Source organism: Paenibacillus sp. SAFN-054 (genome assembly GCF_051966755.1).
Classification (GTDB): domain Bacteria; phylum Bacillota; class Bacilli; order Paenibacillales; family Paenibacillaceae; genus Paenibacillus_AQ.
This window is the reverse complement of sequence record NZ_JBQCKS010000002.1, coordinates 60,331-76,959: the sequence shown is the minus strand read 5'-3', so window position 1 is coordinate 76,959 and position 16,629 is coordinate 60,331. Positions and strand designations below refer to the sequence as shown.

Genomic DNA, 16,629 nt, shown 5'->3' with positions numbered 1-16,629 from the left:
CGAAAGTATATCTGGATGTTTTTATTTCCGATGGCAGCGTTTTTGACCGTATTTTTGTACTATCCCTTTTTTAAGAGCTTTTATCTCAGTTTTTATCGAACCAAAGGATTTTACGATAAGAAATTTATCGGATGGGACAATTATGACCGCTTAATATCGGATAAGCTGCTTGGCGCGGCCACACTCCATACGCTGGAAATCATGCTTTACGTTATCATTTTTCAGGTGGGTATCGCCCTGATCCTTGCGGTCATGGTCGATAATATCCCCAAACTCAAAGGGTTCTACCGATCCGTATTCTTTTTCCCCGTCGTCATTTCCGGTACGGCAATTTCATTGCTGTTCGTTCTATTCTATAACTACAATTTCGGACTGCTTAACAACCTCCTCGCCAACTTCGGGATTGAGAAGATTCTGTGGCTCAGCGAGAGCAATGCCCTCAGGGCCGTCGCGGTTCCGACGGTATGGCATTATGTCGGCTTCTATTTCGTGCTGTTCGTGACGGCCATGTCCAAAATACCGGAGGATTATTACGATGCAGCCAAGCTGGAAGGCATCACGGGCTTTAAGAAAATGGTTAAGCTTACGATTCCGTTAATTCTAAGCGACATCAAGGTTGTCATTACGCTTGCGATCACCGGTACCCTGAAAGTTTTCGACTTCGTATGGGTCATTTCGAGAGCGCAGAACGGTACGGATGTCCTGGGAACCTACATGTACAAAAAAGCGATGGTGGACCAGAATTTCGGCTACGGCTCAACGGTCGCCATTTACATGGTTGTGCTCGGGGTCGTCATCGCCCTGCTTGCCAATCGACTGTTAAAAAGCGAGGAAATCACATACTAAGCTGTTAATTAGGGGTGTAATTGTTATGCAGCCAGCTATTCGCAACGGACGAGAAATCCAGTACACAAAAAGAAAACGCCATTTCCGTTTGGGAACGGTCTTCATGTATCTTGTATTGTCTCTCTGGGCTTTAACGACCATCTATCCGCTGTTTTGGATTGTCAATAACTCCTTTAAGGCATCCAGAGATGTCATGAACAAAACCTTCTCACTGGCGACCGATCCCGTTTTTACGAATTATACGAACGCCTTTGATCGAATAAATCTGGGAAGAAGCTATGTCAACAGCCTGATCATGTCCGGGAGCACCGTAGTGCTCGTTCTGCTGTTCGGGGGCTTAGCGGCTTACGTCTTGTCCAGGTTCAACTTTAAAGGGAAACGGTTCATCCAGTCCATCTTGTATGCCACGCTGCTCGTGCCCGCGTTTGCCACTGTCGTACCGGTGTATGAGCTGCTGATCAAGACGAGCCTGGTGAATACCTACTGGGGATTGATTCTGCCGCAAACGGCAGGCAATCTGACCTTTGCCACGCTGGTGATAGCGGGTTATATGGCGACGATCGCCAAGGAGCTGGAGGAAGCGGCCTTCATGGACGGCTGCAACCGGTGGCAGATGTTCATGAAAATTTTTATGCCGGTATCGCGGCCGGTTTTTGCCTCGGTAAGCATTTTCGTGTTTTTATGGTCATACAACGACCTGTTCTCGGCCTTGATCTTCGTGAATAAGGAGAAGGTCCGTCCGATTGTGGCATTATTGAATGAAATCAGCTCGCAGTACGGAACCGACTTTGGTTTGATGGCAACGGCGGTCACTTTGACCGTAATACCGATTTTACTCATCTATATTTTCATTTCCAAGTTCATTCAAAAAGGTTTGACAGAGGGTGCGGTTAAGGGTTAAGCTTCAAGCTTCTATTACCTTCCCCATCAAGAGAGAGTGGGATGTGAAGCAACATCAGCTTCATAGCAGCAGCCAAAGCCGCTAAACACACTTTGCGTGTATTTAACGGCTTTTTTGGCATGTGTGGATACCTGCTATTTAGCAGGTATCGTATAAGCATATGTTTCCGTTTCGTTGTTATAGCTGTTTCTTATCAAAAATGGATTTATATGGGGCGCTTATGATTAGACGTTACCCGGTGTCCGAGTGTTTCGATTTATGAGAAAAAAATGTACTTGTCATTCAGCAAGATAGATCACTTCAACAAAATAAAGAGTTACAGCATCACCTCGTATGCTTGCTTCGAGTTAACCGATTGTATTACAATGCTTTTAATTTATTGTTCGCATCACATATATTCAAGAAGCAATGAAGGAAAGAGTAAGCGGAGCAAGCTCCAGACAGGGACGGACTGCCGGTAGACTGAGAGCAGCCGCGGAACGCTGTCCGCCGAAGTTCATTCCCGAGCCGGTATCTGAAGGGCTGCTCCATGCAGACGGTAGGAATACCCGTATCCTTGCGTTAAAAGGCTTTAAGTGAGACATGCCTCTTTTGTATGGGGATGTCTAATAAGGGTGGTACCACGACTCCACGTCCCTTGCGGACGGGAGTCTTTTTGTTTTATATACAGAAAATCAAAGGAGAGATCAGAGATGAGTCAGGGTAGATTGGAAGAGCTGCGCAATCAATTGGATGAGGTGAACCTGGAGCTGCTGGGATTGCTGTCGAAACGCGCCAGCATCGCGCAGGAGCTCGGTGCTGAGAAGGAGAAGCAGGGCGTTCCGAAATTTGATCCTGTGCGCGAGAAGGAGATGCTTGATAAGCTGGCGGCGAGCAATGAAGGACCATTCGATCATGAGACGGTGCGCCATCTGTTCAAACAGATTTTTCAAGCTACGTTGACGCTGCAGGAGGTAGACCATAAGAAGCATCTGCTCGTCAGCCGCAAGAAAAAGAAGGAAGATACGCTGATTACGCTCGGAGACGTGACGATTGGCGGCGGAAGCCCGATCATGATCGCCGGTCCATGCTCGGTCGAGAGCTATGAGCAGGTGCGCACCGTGGCCGCGGCCCTGAAAGAAGCGGGCATAACCGTCATGCGGGGCGGTGCATTCAAGCCGAGAACGTCCCCGTACGACTTCCAGGGGCTTGGTATCGAAGGCCTGAAAATCCTCAAAGAGGTTGCCGCGGAATTCGGCCTGAAGACGATCAGTGAAATCGTCGATCCGGCCCATATCGAGCTGGCCTGCGATTACATCGACGTTATTCAGATCGGCGCGAGAAACATGCAGAACTTCGAGCTCCTGAAAGCGGCGGGGGACGTGAAGACGCCGATTCTGCTGAAGCGCGGCCTGGCGGCGACGCTTGACGAATTCGTGCATGCGGCGGAGTACATCGTTTCCCGCGGCAATACGCAGGTGATGCTGATCGAGCGCGGCATCCGGACATACGAGAAAGCGACGCGTAATACGCTGGACATCTCGGCGGTGCCGATCCTCAAGCAGGAAACGCATCTGCCAGTGCTGGTCGACGTGACCCACTCGACCGGCCGCAAGGATATTTTGGCTCCTTGCGCCAAAGCCGCGCTCGCCGCAGGAGCCGACGGCGTCATGGTGGAGGTGCATCCGGACCCGGCCACGGCGCTTTCGGATGCCGCGCAGCAGCTGAATATTCCGCAGTTCCACGATTTCTACGCAGAGGTCAAGAAGTCGGGACTCATGTAAGCCTCTTAGGATACCCTGCCCTTTTCTTGTGGGTATTTACGGAATCGAGGAACTGGAGGGTAAGGCCATGCTCCCTGAAGAATATATCTGTCCAGCCTGCTCATATATTTATTGCTGGCATTAATTCTGAGGGAGGGCTTGGAAATGGAAGAACAGCTATTTGAACACCGGTTTTGGCTGCAAATTTTAGGCGATCACGCGAGGTTTATCTTTAACGCCCTGCCGTCCAGCGAAGCAGAGGATGTCCGGAAGGCGCAGCAGTTTATAGCCTTGTTCGACCGGCTGCTGGAGCAGGCACGGGCTTTGAAGGAGCAGGATCAGCAGGCGATGGACCAATTGAATGAGCAGGCGTATGAGGCAGTGGTGAGTCTGCGCGCATTCAAGCTGGATTTGCTGGACCGGCTGCTTCTCGGCAAGATCGTCATTGGGCTGTCTCCGACGTTCATCAACCATATGGTCAACGAGCTCGAAGAATATGAGCGGATATTAACGGAGCTGCGCCAAGGAAAACCGGTTCCCCGTTATCACCCCCTGCACCATGACCTGCTGTGGCTGCCGGACGCGGCGTTTCATTCGGCGTCCATCGCGTCCGATCTCGACGGGGTAGAGCGAAGGCTGATACGTAAGAGCAAGGAGTTCGAGCAGCATTTTAACGAGTTTTATTTAAAAGCGCTTGAGCTGGTCGGCTATTTGCGTACGATGAAGCCCACCTACCCTTCGGTGAGTAAGTTCCATCAAGACGTCGACCTCGAGATGTCCGCCTTTATGGCATTCCTGCTCGAGGTGGAGGAGCTGGATATCAGCGCCGAGCTGCTAAGCCGCCTGAACCGGCTCGTGCCGGACCATATGTACAGGGAAGAATGCTATTACCTGCACAAGCTGTCGCAGTTCGGCGAGGTACCGCGGCCGGACTGCGATCCGGCAAAGCCGAGAGTGCAGTGATCCGGCATGAACAAGCGATTTGAAAGCACCGCAGTCTGCTTCCGATGGAACGTCGGGAGGACGGCTCGCGGTGCTTTTTTACGTGGCTAAAGCCCATTTCGGCATCATTACGGCATTTCAAAAGGATTACCCGGTGTAACCTTTTTTGATATGCTATAGAAAATAAGCTGTAAGTACGTAAGCCTAGAAAGGGACGATCATCGTGACGCTGCAACAATTGAAATACGTTATCGAAGTAGCCAACCGGGGATCCATGAATGAAGCCGCCAAGCGCTTGTTCATATCCCAGCCCAGCCTGTCCAATGCGATCAAGGATCTGGAGGCGGAAATTCAGGTGACGATATTCGAGCGAACCAATAAGGGGATTTCACTGTCCAAAGAGGGGGCAGAGTTTCTCGGATATGCCCGCCAGGTGATCGAGCAGGCGGAGCTGCTGGAGGGCCGCTATTTGAACGCCAAGCCTTCCCCGCAGCATTTTTCGGTATCGACGCAGCATTATGCTTTTGCGGTCAACGCCTTCGTAAACCTGGTACGGGAGTATGGACATGAGGAATATGAGCTGGCTCTGCGCGAGACCAAGACCCACGAAATCATCCAGGATGTCAAAAGCCAGCGCAGCGAAATCGGCATCCTGTATCTGAACGAGTTCAACAGCAAAGTCATCAACCGATTGTTAAAGGATGCGAATTTGAAGTTTACGAGCCTGTTTACGGCCAAGCCGCATATATTCATCAGCGTGCATAATCCCTTGGCCAAGCAGGCGTTAGTCACAATCGACCAGCTGCAGGATTATCCGTACCTGTCGTTTGAACAGGGGGAGTTTAATTCTTTTCACTTTTCCGAAGAAATTCTCAGCACGCTGTCTCATCCGAAAAGCATCCGCGTCAACGACCGGGCGACGCTGTTTAACCTGCTGATCGGGCTGAATGGTTACACGATATCGACGGGTGTGCTGAGCGCCGATCTGAACGGCAATGAGATTATCCCGGTTCCGCTGGATATCGAGGAGACCATCAACATCGGGTGGATTTGCCACCAGAATGCCGCTTTGACCAAACTGGCTGCGGCCTATATCGAGGCGCTGCAGGCCGCTATTGGCACCGTTCGGGTTTTATAAGTTTCATCGTGAATTTGTTATAGCTTTTGACTATAGCCAGCTATAGTTAATCGGAGTTACGGTATAACCGGAATTGTGTGATATCTTTCTCTTATCGAGTTGAAAACTTAAGCGCCGAAGGAGAATGAACGATGAGCACAATTAGGGAACAAGCAAAACGAAGACAGGCAACCCCTTATAGATACGACCATGTCGGAAGCTTTCTGCGTCCGGAAGTACTGAAGGAGGCACGGAGCCAGTACCAGAAGGGCATCCTATCGGCCGGAGAGTTGAAAAGGATCGAAGATGATGAAATCGTCAAGCTGGTGGAGAAACAGAAGGAAGTCGGCTTAAAAGCGGTGACGGACGGCGAGTTTAGGCGTTCCTGGTGGCATCTGGATTTCATGTGGGGGCTGGATGGCGTCGAAAAACAGGTTGTAGATCGCGGATATGTATTCCAGGGTGAGGAGACGAGAGCAGAAACCGCGCGTCTCTACGGGAAAATCGGCTATACGGGACATCCGTTCGTGGAGCATTTCAAATTTTTGAAGCAGGCTGCGGGCGATGACGTCGTCGCGAGACAAACGATTCCTGCGCCGGCCCAGTTTCTGGCCGAGCTGCAGCGGGCGGAGAACAAAGAAAGCACCGAAGCGTTCTATACCAGCACGGAAGAGCTCGTAGCAGATATCGCTAAAGCCTACAATGCGGCCATCCGCGACTTTTATGAGGCAGGCTGCCGCAGCCTGCAGCTGGATGACTGCACATGGGGCATGCTTTGCGACCCGAACTACTGGGAAGCTAGGCAGCAGGAAGGCGTCGACGTCTCGGAAATCACGAAGCAGTACGCCAAGCTGAACCAGGAAGCGATTACCGGCCTGCCGGAAGATCTGATCATCACGACGCATGTGTGCCGCGGCAACTACCATTCGACTTGGGCTTCCGCGGGCGGTTACGGGCCGGTAGCCGAAACGCTGTTCGGGGTGGATCATATCGACGCATTTTACTTGGAATTCGATACGGATCGGGCAGGAGACTTTGCCCCGCTGAGATTTATAAAGGATCAGCAGGTCGTGCTGGGGCTGCATTCCTCCAAGACAGGCGACCTGGAAGACAAGCAGGAGATCGTGAGCCGGATCAGGGAAGCCGCGAAGGTGGTGGACATCAACCACCTCTGCCTTAGCCCGCAGTGCGGATTTGCTTCGACCGAGGAGGGGAATATCCTGACGGAGGAAGAGCAGTGGAAGAAGCTGGCCTTTATCAAGGAGATTGCGGACGAAGTCTGGAACGAATAATATAGAAGCTTTAAGCCGGGATTATAAGCAAACCGCCCCTGAACATGCATTCAGGAGGCGGTTTTTGCTTGTTCTCTGATGCCGCTGTCTGAAGGAAAAGGGAATGGAACAAAAATGTTCACCTAAACGAAAGCAACGAGGAGCTAATGAACGAAAAGATAAGACTTCTCAGGATAAGTGCCTGCTATTTCAGGAAACGCAACGAAAAAGCCATTAATTCTGTGGAACCCATGCTTTACAGTTTGCCTGCTCAGGCGTATATTCAGTTCATTGTTAGCTTTTGAAGGAATGACACGGAATTACGCTGAGTTTTCGCTTGTGAAAAGCGGGGGAACCACGAACCGCAATGAACGGATTTTGCCGGATGGCCGAATCTGTCCATGCATGGGGTGAATCGGAATAAGTCATGGAGGGGAATGACATCCATGCCGTCCGTAGGGCAACTCTCACTGCCCGAATCCGTCAGCTAACCTCGTAAGCGTCGCTAAGAGAGAGGAGTGAAACTGTGAGCTTTTAAAATCAGCACAGGGTATCCGCTCTGTGTTTTTGTGTGCGCAAATTGAATAGATGTCTATTTCGCTGAATTTCCGCCAGGAGCGGAAAGCGGGGGAACCGGCCGTGACAGAAAGGTTGTCACATGGGGTGAATCTCATTGTAATGAGTAGGGCTACTCTGAAGTCCGAATCCGTCAGCTAACCTCGCAAGCGTATCAAGAGAGACGATCCTTACGATGCGATGAATCAAGGCTTTTTTGGCCTTGCCCTGAAAGCGTTGAAGAGAGGTCCTCTTTTCAATGCTTTTTTTGTTGTCTTTTTTATCTGCCTGAGGGAAGGCATCTTAGACATCATGTTAAGGTAGAGAGGAGAAGGAAGTTGCCCAACATACAAGTAAACGGAACAACCCTATATTACGAAACACACGGCAGCGGCGCGCCAATCGTCTTTATCCACGGACATCTTTCGACTCATCATATGTTTGAGCCGCAGGTCGAATATTTCAGCAAAAGGGCCAAGGTGATTGTGCTCGATTTAAGGGGCTATGGCAATTCCGGCAAATTAAACGTCGAAGTGGAGGATATCATCGATACGCAGTGCATGGATCTGAACGAGCTGCTGGAAAAGCTGGATTTGACCAAAGTCACGCTCGTCGGTTGCTCCAGCGGCAGTCTGCTTGCCCAAAAATTCGCTGCTTACCAGCCGGATAAAGTGAATGCACTCGTGTTGGTTGACAGCTATTTCTACGGTCCGTACGGAACCCGCAGCGGGATTTGGAAATTTTTTGAGGCCTGCAGCTGGTTGTCCTATTATCTTCCTGCGGAATTCTTTCTCCGGTCGCTGCGGGTGACATATAACCGGTGGGTACCTGCATACAGCATTTTGCGGGATGAGCTCTTTCACAAGCGTCCGACGGAGTCGATCAAGCAGCGCATGGCCCTGCTCAAAATCGACATGGACTCGAATTCGACAAGGCTGCGAATGCCCATTCTATGCGTAGCCGGCAGACAGAGCGAATGGTTCGTCAAACAAATGAACAAGGCTGCGGAGATGTTTTATTACGCCCAGAAAGCCGTCATCGACGATGCCATTTACCCGAGCCATCTTTGCCAGCCTCAGGAGTTCAACCGCATTCTTCTCAACTTCATGATCGATGAAAAGGTGATGGCATGAACCCGAATCCGTCAAGGGCGCCATCCTCCTTAAAAGAAACAGTAACAACGGCAACCGATTGCTGTTGTTGCTGTTTTTTTGTTAAACTGATCTTACAAGACGGAAAGGAGACGATCCACATTGGGTAGAAAACAATCTTTTACGGAAACAGAGCTGCTTGACGTGACGAAAAGATTAATATTGGAGCATGGTTACGACGGATTTCATCTTAAACTCCTGTCACAGCATCTCCCTGGAGCCAGAAGCACGATTTACCAATATTACTCCAATAAAGAAGAAATCGTTGCTGCTTGTATGAAGCGGGTGATTTCGAACGTATTAGAAAATGCATCATCCATCGATGAGACGGACCCTATGATCGCTCTCCGACAGTTACTTCATGTTTATGTTGAAGAATCCAGGCTTCATCAACTCCTTGGTGATGCTCAAAAAATACATTCAGATCATATCAAGGTGATCGATGATCTTCAATTTATTGAGAGGGCGCATTCGAGTCTCAAGGTTCAGCTCGCACGCTTGTTTGAACAGGCACAAAAGGAGAACAATTTAAGGGAGGATATTCCCCTACCGGTACTTATCGGTACTTTTTTTAACCTGATTAATACTCCGAATATGCTGAATGTCCCGACAGATCAATGGAGCGATCTCTTGTTTCAAGTATGGATCGGAGGCTCGGGGAGGTCATAGAAACTCGAATCTATTTTGACACAAGTGTCAAATATATGATTTAATAGATGGGGACTGCGATGTGGTTCGTCTATTTTGACACAAGTGTCAAATAATTAGGAGTGAGGAGTTGGAATCGCATGTTTTTGGCTATGAAGGAATTAATGCATAGTAAGATGAGGTTTTCCATGATTGTCATTATCTTTGTGCTTATCGCTTGGTTGGTGTTCATCCTGTCTGGCTTGGGCAATGGTCTATCGACGCTTGCCGCGTCCGTACTCAAGAACATGAATGCCGATTATGTTATCTTTCAGCAAGGGTCGCAGTCTTCCATGAGCAAATCCCTGCTGTCCGATCAATTGGTGACCGAAGCAGAGAAATTACCTGATGTAACAGCTGCTTCACCTATGGGAAATTCCATGGCAACAGCGCTCAAAGGGCACAGCAACAAAAATGAGGACAAAGTCGACATCGCCATCATTGGGATCGAGCCGGGCAGCTTTTTGGAGCCGTCCATCGTTGAAGGAAATCGTTTATCTCCTGATCAACCGAAAAGTGTCATTGCGAATATCACCATGAAGGATAAAGGATTTAAACTTGGGGATACGTTCCAATTAGACGGTTCCACAGAGTCGCTGACCATTATCGGATTTGTGGAGGATCAAACCTACAACCACGTATCAGCCGTGTTCACACCCATATCTGAATGGCGTAAGATCGCCTTTGCGGCACCGGGTTCGGATAAAGGAATCGCAAATCCTGTAAATGCAATTATGCTGCAAGGTGAACATATTGATTCAAGCTTGGTAAACGGTAAGTTATCGAATACCGATACTGTGACTCGAGCGAAAGCCGTGCAGGGAATGCCAGGTTATAAAGAAGAGAACGGTTCGATTATGATGATGCTTGCATTCCTGCTGGCGATCTCTGCATTCGTTCTGGGCGTGTTTTTCTATGTCATTACGATTCAGAAGACCAACCAATTCGGGATTATGAAAGCCATCGGCGCAAGGAACGGATTCTTGGGCAAAGCGATTATGTCCCAAGTGTTCGTACTGTCGCTGACCAGTATTATTATCGGAATTTTGCTTACTTACGGGACGGCGGCAATGATGCCTAAGGCGATGCCATTCAAGCTCGAAACAAATCTGGTCATCGTATATTCGGTGGTCCTGCTTGTCATCGCATTGCTCAGTTCTTTGGTATCGGTTCGCAGAATTACAAAAATTGATCCGCTGAAAGCGCTCGGGAGGATGGAATAATGAATCAAGGCTTACAGCTCAGTCATATCACAAAGTATTATGCCGAAGGCAGTCACCGGATCGCTGCGCTCGAGGATGTCTCTATTTCCGTTGAACCAGGCGAATTTGTAGCAGTGGTCGGACCTTCAGGTTCTGGCAAGAGTACCTTCTTATCCATTGCGGGAGCGCTGCTCAAAGCTTCCGAAGGAGAAATTAATCTGAATGGGCATAACCTCTCCAAGCTTTCGGATAAAGAGCTGTCCAACGTGAGGCTTAGGGAAATCGGATTTATTATGCAGTCATCGAACTTGGTTCCCTATTTGAACGTTCTGGATCAATTGCTTTTAGTAAAGAAGATGTCCGGGAAGGTGACGGCAGAGGATAAAATATTCGCCACAAACATACTTGAAGAGCTGGGACTGGGCTCGAAGCTCAAGAGCTTCCCCGAAGAACTCTCGGGAGGAGAGAAACAGCGTACTGCGATCGCCCGGTCTTTGATTAACGATCCTAACGTCATTTTGGCCGATGAACCGACTGCAAGCCTGGACACCAAACGCGCACATGAAGTGGTCGGTCTCATCAAACAAGAGGTAAAGTCACGCCGGAAAGCGGCAATCATGGTTACCCATGATGAGCGTATGCTTGAATATTGCGACAAGGTATATCGGATGGAAGATGGAAAGATGAGCTTAGTCTGATTTGGTGTGCAATCAGGGAACCGAATAGCAAGTAGGATGTTTGGATGATCTCCATCAAGAAGTAGCAAAATCAGATGAAAATTTGAAAATAGTAGATTGAAAAGCCCCTTTTGCTTACCGCGGAAGTGGGCTTTTTGCATGGGGAAAGAACGGTATCAGACGCAAAAAAAACCAGGTATGCCGAAAGGGAGGGTTACCTCTATCGATCAGCCGAAGCCTTCGCCTAAGGGACGGGATATTCTGCTTATAACGTTGGTGGATTCATCTTGTATGAAAGCGCTTAACACCATATAATGGATGGTAATCCATAATTACCATTATATGTCTGGGGGAGTCCTGCATGAAGCTGTTGGCCGTGGTGACCGTACCGGGCGTCAAGCCGCGAAGAAAACGCTGGCCGCGCATGGTTGTAATCATCGCTCTGATCGTTGTGCTATTGATCGCCTGCGCAGGAGGATACGTGTATTGGTTCGTGAATAAAAGTTTGCCGGTCATCCAAGGCGAGCTCCGCATTTCCGGGCTGGATAAACAAGTGACCGTATGGAGGGATGAGGCGGGGGTGCCGCATATCGAGGCGCAAACGGAACATGATCTCTATATTGCACAGGGTTTTGTGACGGCACAGGATCGTTTATTCCAGATGGACCTCAGCCGGAGGCAGGCTTCGGGACAATTGAGTGAAGTGGTTGGCGCGAAAGCCATCGACCGCGATAAGTTTTTCCGCAGCTTCGGTCTGCGGCGGGCTGCCGAGGCTTCGCTCAGCTCCTATTCGGAACAATCCAAGCAGGTGCTGGAGTGGTATGCGCAAGGCGTCAACGATTACATACGGTATGCTAAGGCGTCTAAGGCGCTTCCGGTCGAGTTTACGATTCTGGGATATCAGCCGACGGAGTGGCTGCCTCTGGATTCTTTAACGATCGGCAAATACATGGCCTACGATTTGGCCGGAAACTGGGAGGGGCAAGCGTTCCGGTACGGTATGGCGCAGAAGCTGTCCGCAGATAAGCTCCAATCGCTGATGCCGACATATCCCAAGGATGGAGCAACCATTTTGCAGGCTATGAAAGAGCATCCGGTCGATGTGAGCCGGCTTGCGGCTGCCGCGGTCGTTCCCGATCCCTTTAATGGAAGCAACAACTGGGTGGTAGCTGGCGGGAAGTCGGCTTCAGGCAAGCCGCTGCTTGCCAATGATCCGCACTTGGGACTGGATACGCCTTCGATCTGGTACGAGACGCATCTGGCGGCACCGGAGCTGAACGTTAGCGGCGTCATATTTGCCGGCGTTCCGGGAATAATCCTCGGGCATAACGAGAACATTGCCTGGGGAGTGACGAATCTGGGCCCGGATGTGCAGGATTTGTATATCGAAAAAAGAAATCCGGAGAATCCGAACCAGTTCGAGTACATGGGGAAATGGGAAGACGCGAAGGTGTATCAAGAGGAAATCAAGGTGAAGGGGGAGGCACCCGTTCCTTATGAAGTCGTCGTGACCCGGCATGGTCCGATCATTTCCGAGTTTGCCAAGGATCAGCAGAAGGACACGGCTCTTGCGATGCGATGGACGGCTCTTGATGCCACGACGGAGCTGGAAGCCATACAGATGTTTGCCAAAGCCCGCAGCTGGGACGACTTTAAGAAAAGCCTCGAGTACTTCGATGCTCCCGCGCAAAATTTCGTTTTTGCTTCCCAGGACGGAACGATAGCTTACCGGGGAAACGGTAAAGTCCCGATCCGCGGAAACGGCGACGGCTCCGTTCCCGTACCCGGCTGGACGGACGATTATGAATGGACGGGGTATATTCCTTGGGATGAGCTGCCTACGGTTGTCAATCCGCCGGAAGGGTTCATTGCCACGGCGAACAACAAAGTCGCCGGGGACAGCTACCCGTACCATTTGACTGACAGCTGGGCCCAGCCGTATCGGGAGGCACGCATCCAGCAGGTACTCTCGGGCAAGGATAAGCTGACGGTAGAGGATATGCAGAAGCTGCAGTTCGACCGGAACAATCTGCAGGCTGAAGAGTTTCTGGACGGAATGCTCGCGAAGGTTCAGCACAATCCGGAACTGCGGCCGATCGATCGGGAGGTATTGGATGTGCTGCAAAGCTGGAATAAAGTGAATGATCCGGATCAGGCTGCTCCGCTGGCATACGAGCTGTGGATGCTGAAATTTGATGACGTGCTGTTCAAGCCTGACATCAGCGACGACATGATGAAGCTGTTCAATAATAAGGCGATCGTGAAGGATGAAATGATCCGGAGATCCATGCAGGGCGAGAGGGAACCGTGGATCGACGAAAAAGGCGGTCTGGAAAAGGTGGCGCTCCAAGCGCTGCAGCTTGCGGTCGACCGAGCAGTTTCGCTCCAGGGGAAACATCCGGATCAATGGCAGTGGGGCAAATTCCATGAAGTCGAGTTCCCTCATCCGCTCGGTTCCGTGAAGCCGCTGGATCGGGTCTTTAATGCCAAAGCGATGCCGATGGGCGGCGGGAAGGTAACCGTCGGGGCGGCAGGTTGGGATCCTACTACCGGGGAAGTGAATCACGGTGCTCCGTGGAGAACCGTGATCGACATGGCCGATCCTTCCCGATCTTATAATGTCGTGGGCCCCGGCCAATCGGGACATGTGCTGAGCAGGTGGTATCACGATCAGGTCGATGAATGGACCACCGGACAATACCACCTGACGAGCAGCGCACCAGCCATTTACCGTAGCGCGGGGAACGAGCTGAAGCTGATGCCCGAATAACGAAGACCCAAAGCAGCCTTTTAGGCTGCTTTTTTTATGCTCATCCATATCAACTTTATCTTGACGCTTTACCGCATTAGTGCTAACTTATTCATAATTCATACCGGATTACTTGTATATTGAAGGGGTGGGATGATTTTGACCGTGCACACGAGCACTTCCTTGCTGCAAATCGACCATATATCCGTGGCCTACGATAACAGCCGGCATATTCTAAACGACATTCATTTCGCGATCGAGCCAGGAGAATTCCTGAGCATTATCGGTAAAAGCGGCTGCGGCAAAAGCACGCTGCTGAACGTGATTGCGGGATATATCCGGCCAAGCCAAGGAAAGATTCTGATTCAAGGGCAGGAAGTGATCAAGCCGGGCCCGGACCGCGGATTCGTGTTTCAGGATTTGGCTTTGTTTCCGTGGCTGAGCGTTCTGGACAATGTGGCATTTGGGCTTCGGATGGCGGGCGTCCGCAAGCAGGAAAGACTGGAACGCAGCATGGAGGCCATCCGCATGGTCGGTCTTGCGGGCTCGGAATTGAAAAGCATCAGCGATTTGTCCGGCGGAATGAAGCAGCGCGTGGCTATTGCCCGCACGCTCGTCACGAAGCCGAATATTCTCCTCATGGATGAACCCTTCAGCGCGTTAGACGAACAAACGAGGGAATCGCTTCAGGAGGAATTGCTGCGGATTCAAAAAGAAACGGGAATGACGGTGATTCTCGTGACCCACAGCATCGACGAGGCCATTTATCTGTCCGACAGGGTTGCGGTGTTCGATGAACAGGGGCGGATTCACCGGCTGCTCCAAATCGGTCTTGGAAAGCCGAGAATCCCGGAGATCCGGGTGTCTTCTTATTTTAATGAATACAAAAAACAGCTGATGAAGGATCTGCGGTACGATTTTCAAATCGAATACGAGTCTGAGGGCTCGGGGATCTAAAAAGGGGAATCTCACGATGAAGAAAAAAAGATCGGTCTATGGGAAACTATTCGGAACGGCGGGCAGCCTTGTCCTGGCTGCGGCGTTAGCGGCAGGCTGCGGAAGCAAGGACGCGGGAAAAGCAGCGGAAGGTACGGCAGGCAGCGGAGCTAAGGAGCAGGCACAGGAAATTAAGGTGGGATATGTGAACCTGATTGCGGCCGCGCCAGCGATCATCGCGAAGGAAAAGGACCTGCTCGGCAAGCAGGGCTTGCAGGCGGAATTCTTCTCTTTTGCCAACGGACCGGATTTGTACAAGGCTTTGTCCTCCGGGAAGCTGGACGTGGCCTACGCGGGAGTGCCGGCGGCGGTGAATTGGGGCTCGCGCGGGGCGGAATTCAAAATTATCGCCAAAGTAGATGACGGTAAAAACGGCGTGCTGACCAAAAGTGATTCTGGCATACAGCAGCCTGCGGACTTGAAGGGCAAAAAGCTCGGCAATCTGGTGAAGGGCAGCGGCGTTGATTACCTGATCCGCGCGGTTTTGCTGCCGGAGGCCAAGCTTGACGACCAAAGCGTTGCTTTGGTGCAGATGGAGACAGCGAACATGGAGTCGGCCGTGACGAACGGGACGATCGATGCGGCGGTAGCCGGCGAGCCCTTCCTGACGTTTGCGGAGCTGCGTGGTTTGAAGGTGGTGAAGGAGCTTCCGGATCCCGCCTTTGTCGTTCTGGGTTCGAATTCGTTCCTGACAGAACACGCGGATACCGCGAAGAAGTTCATTGAAGGTCACAAGGCATCCATCGACGATTTGAATCAAAACACGGAAGCCGATGCGGAAGTACTGGCCAAAGCCTTCAACGTTCCTGAAATCAAAGGGGCGGATAAAACGTATACGCCGGCGGAAGTGATGGTACAGGCATTGAAACGCAATCAATTCTCGTATGAGCTGACCGACAAGGACGTGAAGTATTACCAAGAGATCGCGGATAACAGCTATGCGATCAAATCTCTTGAGAAGCCGCTGGAGGTAAATACCATCATCGATACGTCCTGGGTCAAATAACCGAGCCTACGAAGGCAGGGGGAACGACATGAAAAAATTTCATTTTGGCATACTCGCCATCCCTTTTATTATCGTGGTCTGGATGCTGGCGGCCCGCCATTACCCGCCCATCATTTTTCCGGGACCCTGGCAGACGCTTCTTGAACTGAAGAAGCAGCTCGTATCGCCCGACTACTACCATCATATCGGAATCAGCCTCTACCGCCTCTTCTTCGGCTTCGTCATCGCAGCCGTTTCGGCCTTCGTGCTGGGGCTGCTTGCCGGAATCAGCAAGGCCTTCCGCCAGTTCCTGACGCCGATGGTAACACTGTTCCAGGCCACACCGCCGATGGCGTGGGCGCCGCTGCTGATTCTGATGCTGGATCTCGGGAATGCGCCGATGATCGCCGTCATCGTGATCGCCGCCTTTTTCCCGATTATCGTGAACGTCATCCAAGGCATGGAACGCATCAAAATATCGCATATCCGCGCCGCCCAGACCTTAGGAGCAAGCCGGCTGCAGCTGGCTTGGCATGTTTACCTGCCCGAGGTCATGCCATCCGCCTTCACCGGAATCGTAGTCGGCTTCGGCATCGCCTGGCGCTCGCTGGTTGCAGCGGAAATGATCGGAGGCAGCGCAGGCATCGGCTGGCTGATTTCCTCCAGCGGGCAGATCGGCAACTCTCCGCTTGTGATGGTCGGCATTATCACGATCGGCATCTTGGCGATGTTCTTCGAGTTCGTCCTGATTCATCCGCTGAAGAAACGGTTTGCATCATGGGCGCCGAAGGCGTGAAGCCAGCATGAG

At 51.0% G+C, this 16,629-nt stretch carries 15 protein-coding genes and 2 riboswitches; all 15 genes read left to right on the top strand.

All coding sequences use genetic code 11. The annotated features are described in order from the left end of the window. Positions 1 to 15 precede the first annotated feature (15 nt). The 15 genes from ACTHPM_RS11815 (at position 16) to ACTHPM_RS11745 (ending at position 16,617) form a co-directional block, all read left to right on the top strand. On the top strand, positions 16 to 846 hold the full coding sequence (locus ACTHPM_RS11815) for a carbohydrate ABC transporter permease (RefSeq protein ID WP_440421554.1): 831 nt from the start codon (positions 16 to 18) through the stop codon (positions 844 to 846). Positions 847 to 871: 25 nt separating this feature from the next. Then, positions 872 to 1,747: a carbohydrate ABC transporter permease gene (locus tag ACTHPM_RS11810; protein WP_440396165.1), complete on the top strand. Its 876-nt coding sequence runs from the start codon at positions 872 to 874 to the stop codon at positions 1,745 to 1,747. Positions 1,748 to 2,155: 408 nt separating this feature from the next. After that, positions 2,156 to 2,326 carry a hypothetical protein gene (locus ACTHPM_RS11805; protein WP_440421552.1) on the top strand — a complete coding sequence of 57 codons (171 nt, stop codon included), beginning with the start codon at positions 2,156 to 2,158 and terminating at the stop codon, positions 2,324 to 2,326. Between the two features lie 113 nt (positions 2,327 to 2,439). Next, positions 2,440 to 3,510: a bifunctional 3-deoxy-7-phosphoheptulonate synthase/chorismate mutase gene (locus ACTHPM_RS11800; protein ID WP_440396166.1), complete on the top strand. Its 1,071-nt coding sequence runs from the start codon at positions 2,440 to 2,442 to the stop codon at positions 3,508 to 3,510. Between the two features lie 144 nt (positions 3,511 to 3,654). Continuing rightward, the gene (locus ACTHPM_RS11795) at positions 3,655 to 4,452 is read left to right on the top strand and encodes a DUF2935 domain-containing protein (protein ID WP_440396167.1); all 798 of its coding nucleotides are present in this window, start codon (positions 3,655 to 3,657) and stop codon (positions 4,450 to 4,452) included. Between the two features lie 202 nt (positions 4,453 to 4,654). Further along, a complete protein-coding gene (locus ACTHPM_RS11790) occupies positions 4,655 to 5,569 on the top strand; it encodes a LysR family transcriptional regulator (RefSeq protein ID WP_440396168.1) in 915 nt (304 codons plus the stop codon). Positions 5,570 to 5,700: 131 nt separating this feature from the next. Further along, on the top strand, positions 5,701 to 6,840 hold the full coding sequence (locus ACTHPM_RS11785) for a 5-methyltetrahydropteroyltriglutamate--homocysteine S-methyltransferase (protein WP_440396169.1): 1,140 nt from the start codon (positions 5,701 to 5,703) through the stop codon (positions 6,838 to 6,840). Between the two features lie 292 nt (positions 6,841 to 7,132). Continuing rightward, a riboswitch (cyclic di-AMP (ydaO/yuaA leader) is annotated at positions 7,133 to 7,336 on the top strand. 71 nt (positions 7,337 to 7,407) lie between these two features. Then, positions 7,408 to 7,563: riboswitch (cyclic di-AMP (ydaO/yuaA leader) on the top strand. 149 nt (positions 7,564 to 7,712) lie between these two features. Further along, entirely contained in the window at positions 7,713 to 8,507 is a 795-nt protein-coding gene (locus ACTHPM_RS11780) for an alpha/beta fold hydrolase (protein WP_440396170.1), read from the top strand. Positions 8,508 to 8,627: 120 nt separating this feature from the next. Continuing rightward, on the top strand, positions 8,628 to 9,194 hold the full coding sequence (locus ACTHPM_RS11775) for a TetR/AcrR family transcriptional regulator (protein WP_440396171.1): 567 nt from the start codon (positions 8,628 to 8,630) through the stop codon (positions 9,192 to 9,194). Positions 9,195 to 9,313: 119 nt separating this feature from the next. Next, positions 9,314 to 10,435 carry an ABC transporter permease gene (locus ACTHPM_RS11770; RefSeq protein WP_440396172.1) on the top strand — a complete coding sequence of 374 codons (1,122 nt, stop codon included), beginning with the start codon at positions 9,314 to 9,316 and terminating at the stop codon, positions 10,433 to 10,435. Next, the gene (locus ACTHPM_RS11765) at positions 10,435 to 11,112 is read left to right on the top strand and encodes an ABC transporter ATP-binding protein (protein WP_440396173.1); all 678 of its coding nucleotides are present in this window, start codon (positions 10,435 to 10,437) and stop codon (positions 11,110 to 11,112) included. Before ACTHPM_RS11770 ends, ACTHPM_RS11765 begins: the two co-directional genes overlap by 1 nt. Positions 11,113 to 11,452: 340 nt before the next feature. Beyond that, on the top strand, positions 11,453 to 13,861 hold the full coding sequence (locus ACTHPM_RS11760) for a penicillin acylase family protein (RefSeq protein ID WP_440396174.1): 2,409 nt from the start codon (positions 11,453 to 11,455) through the stop codon (positions 13,859 to 13,861). A 144-nt stretch (positions 13,862 to 14,005) separates the two neighbouring features. Further along, a complete protein-coding gene (locus ACTHPM_RS11755) occupies positions 14,006 to 14,797 on the top strand; it encodes an ABC transporter ATP-binding protein (protein ID WP_440396266.1) in 792 nt (263 codons plus the stop codon). Between the two features lie 16 nt (positions 14,798 to 14,813). Further along, a complete protein-coding gene (locus tag ACTHPM_RS11750; protein WP_440396175.1) occupies positions 14,814 to 15,842 on the top strand; it encodes an ABC transporter substrate-binding protein in 1,029 nt (342 codons plus the stop codon). 28 nt (positions 15,843 to 15,870) lie between these two features. Next, on the top strand, positions 15,871 to 16,617 hold the full coding sequence (locus ACTHPM_RS11745; RefSeq protein WP_440396176.1) for an ABC transporter permease: 747 nt from the start codon (positions 15,871 to 15,873) through the stop codon (positions 16,615 to 16,617). Positions 16,618 to 16,629: the final 12 nt, after the last annotated feature.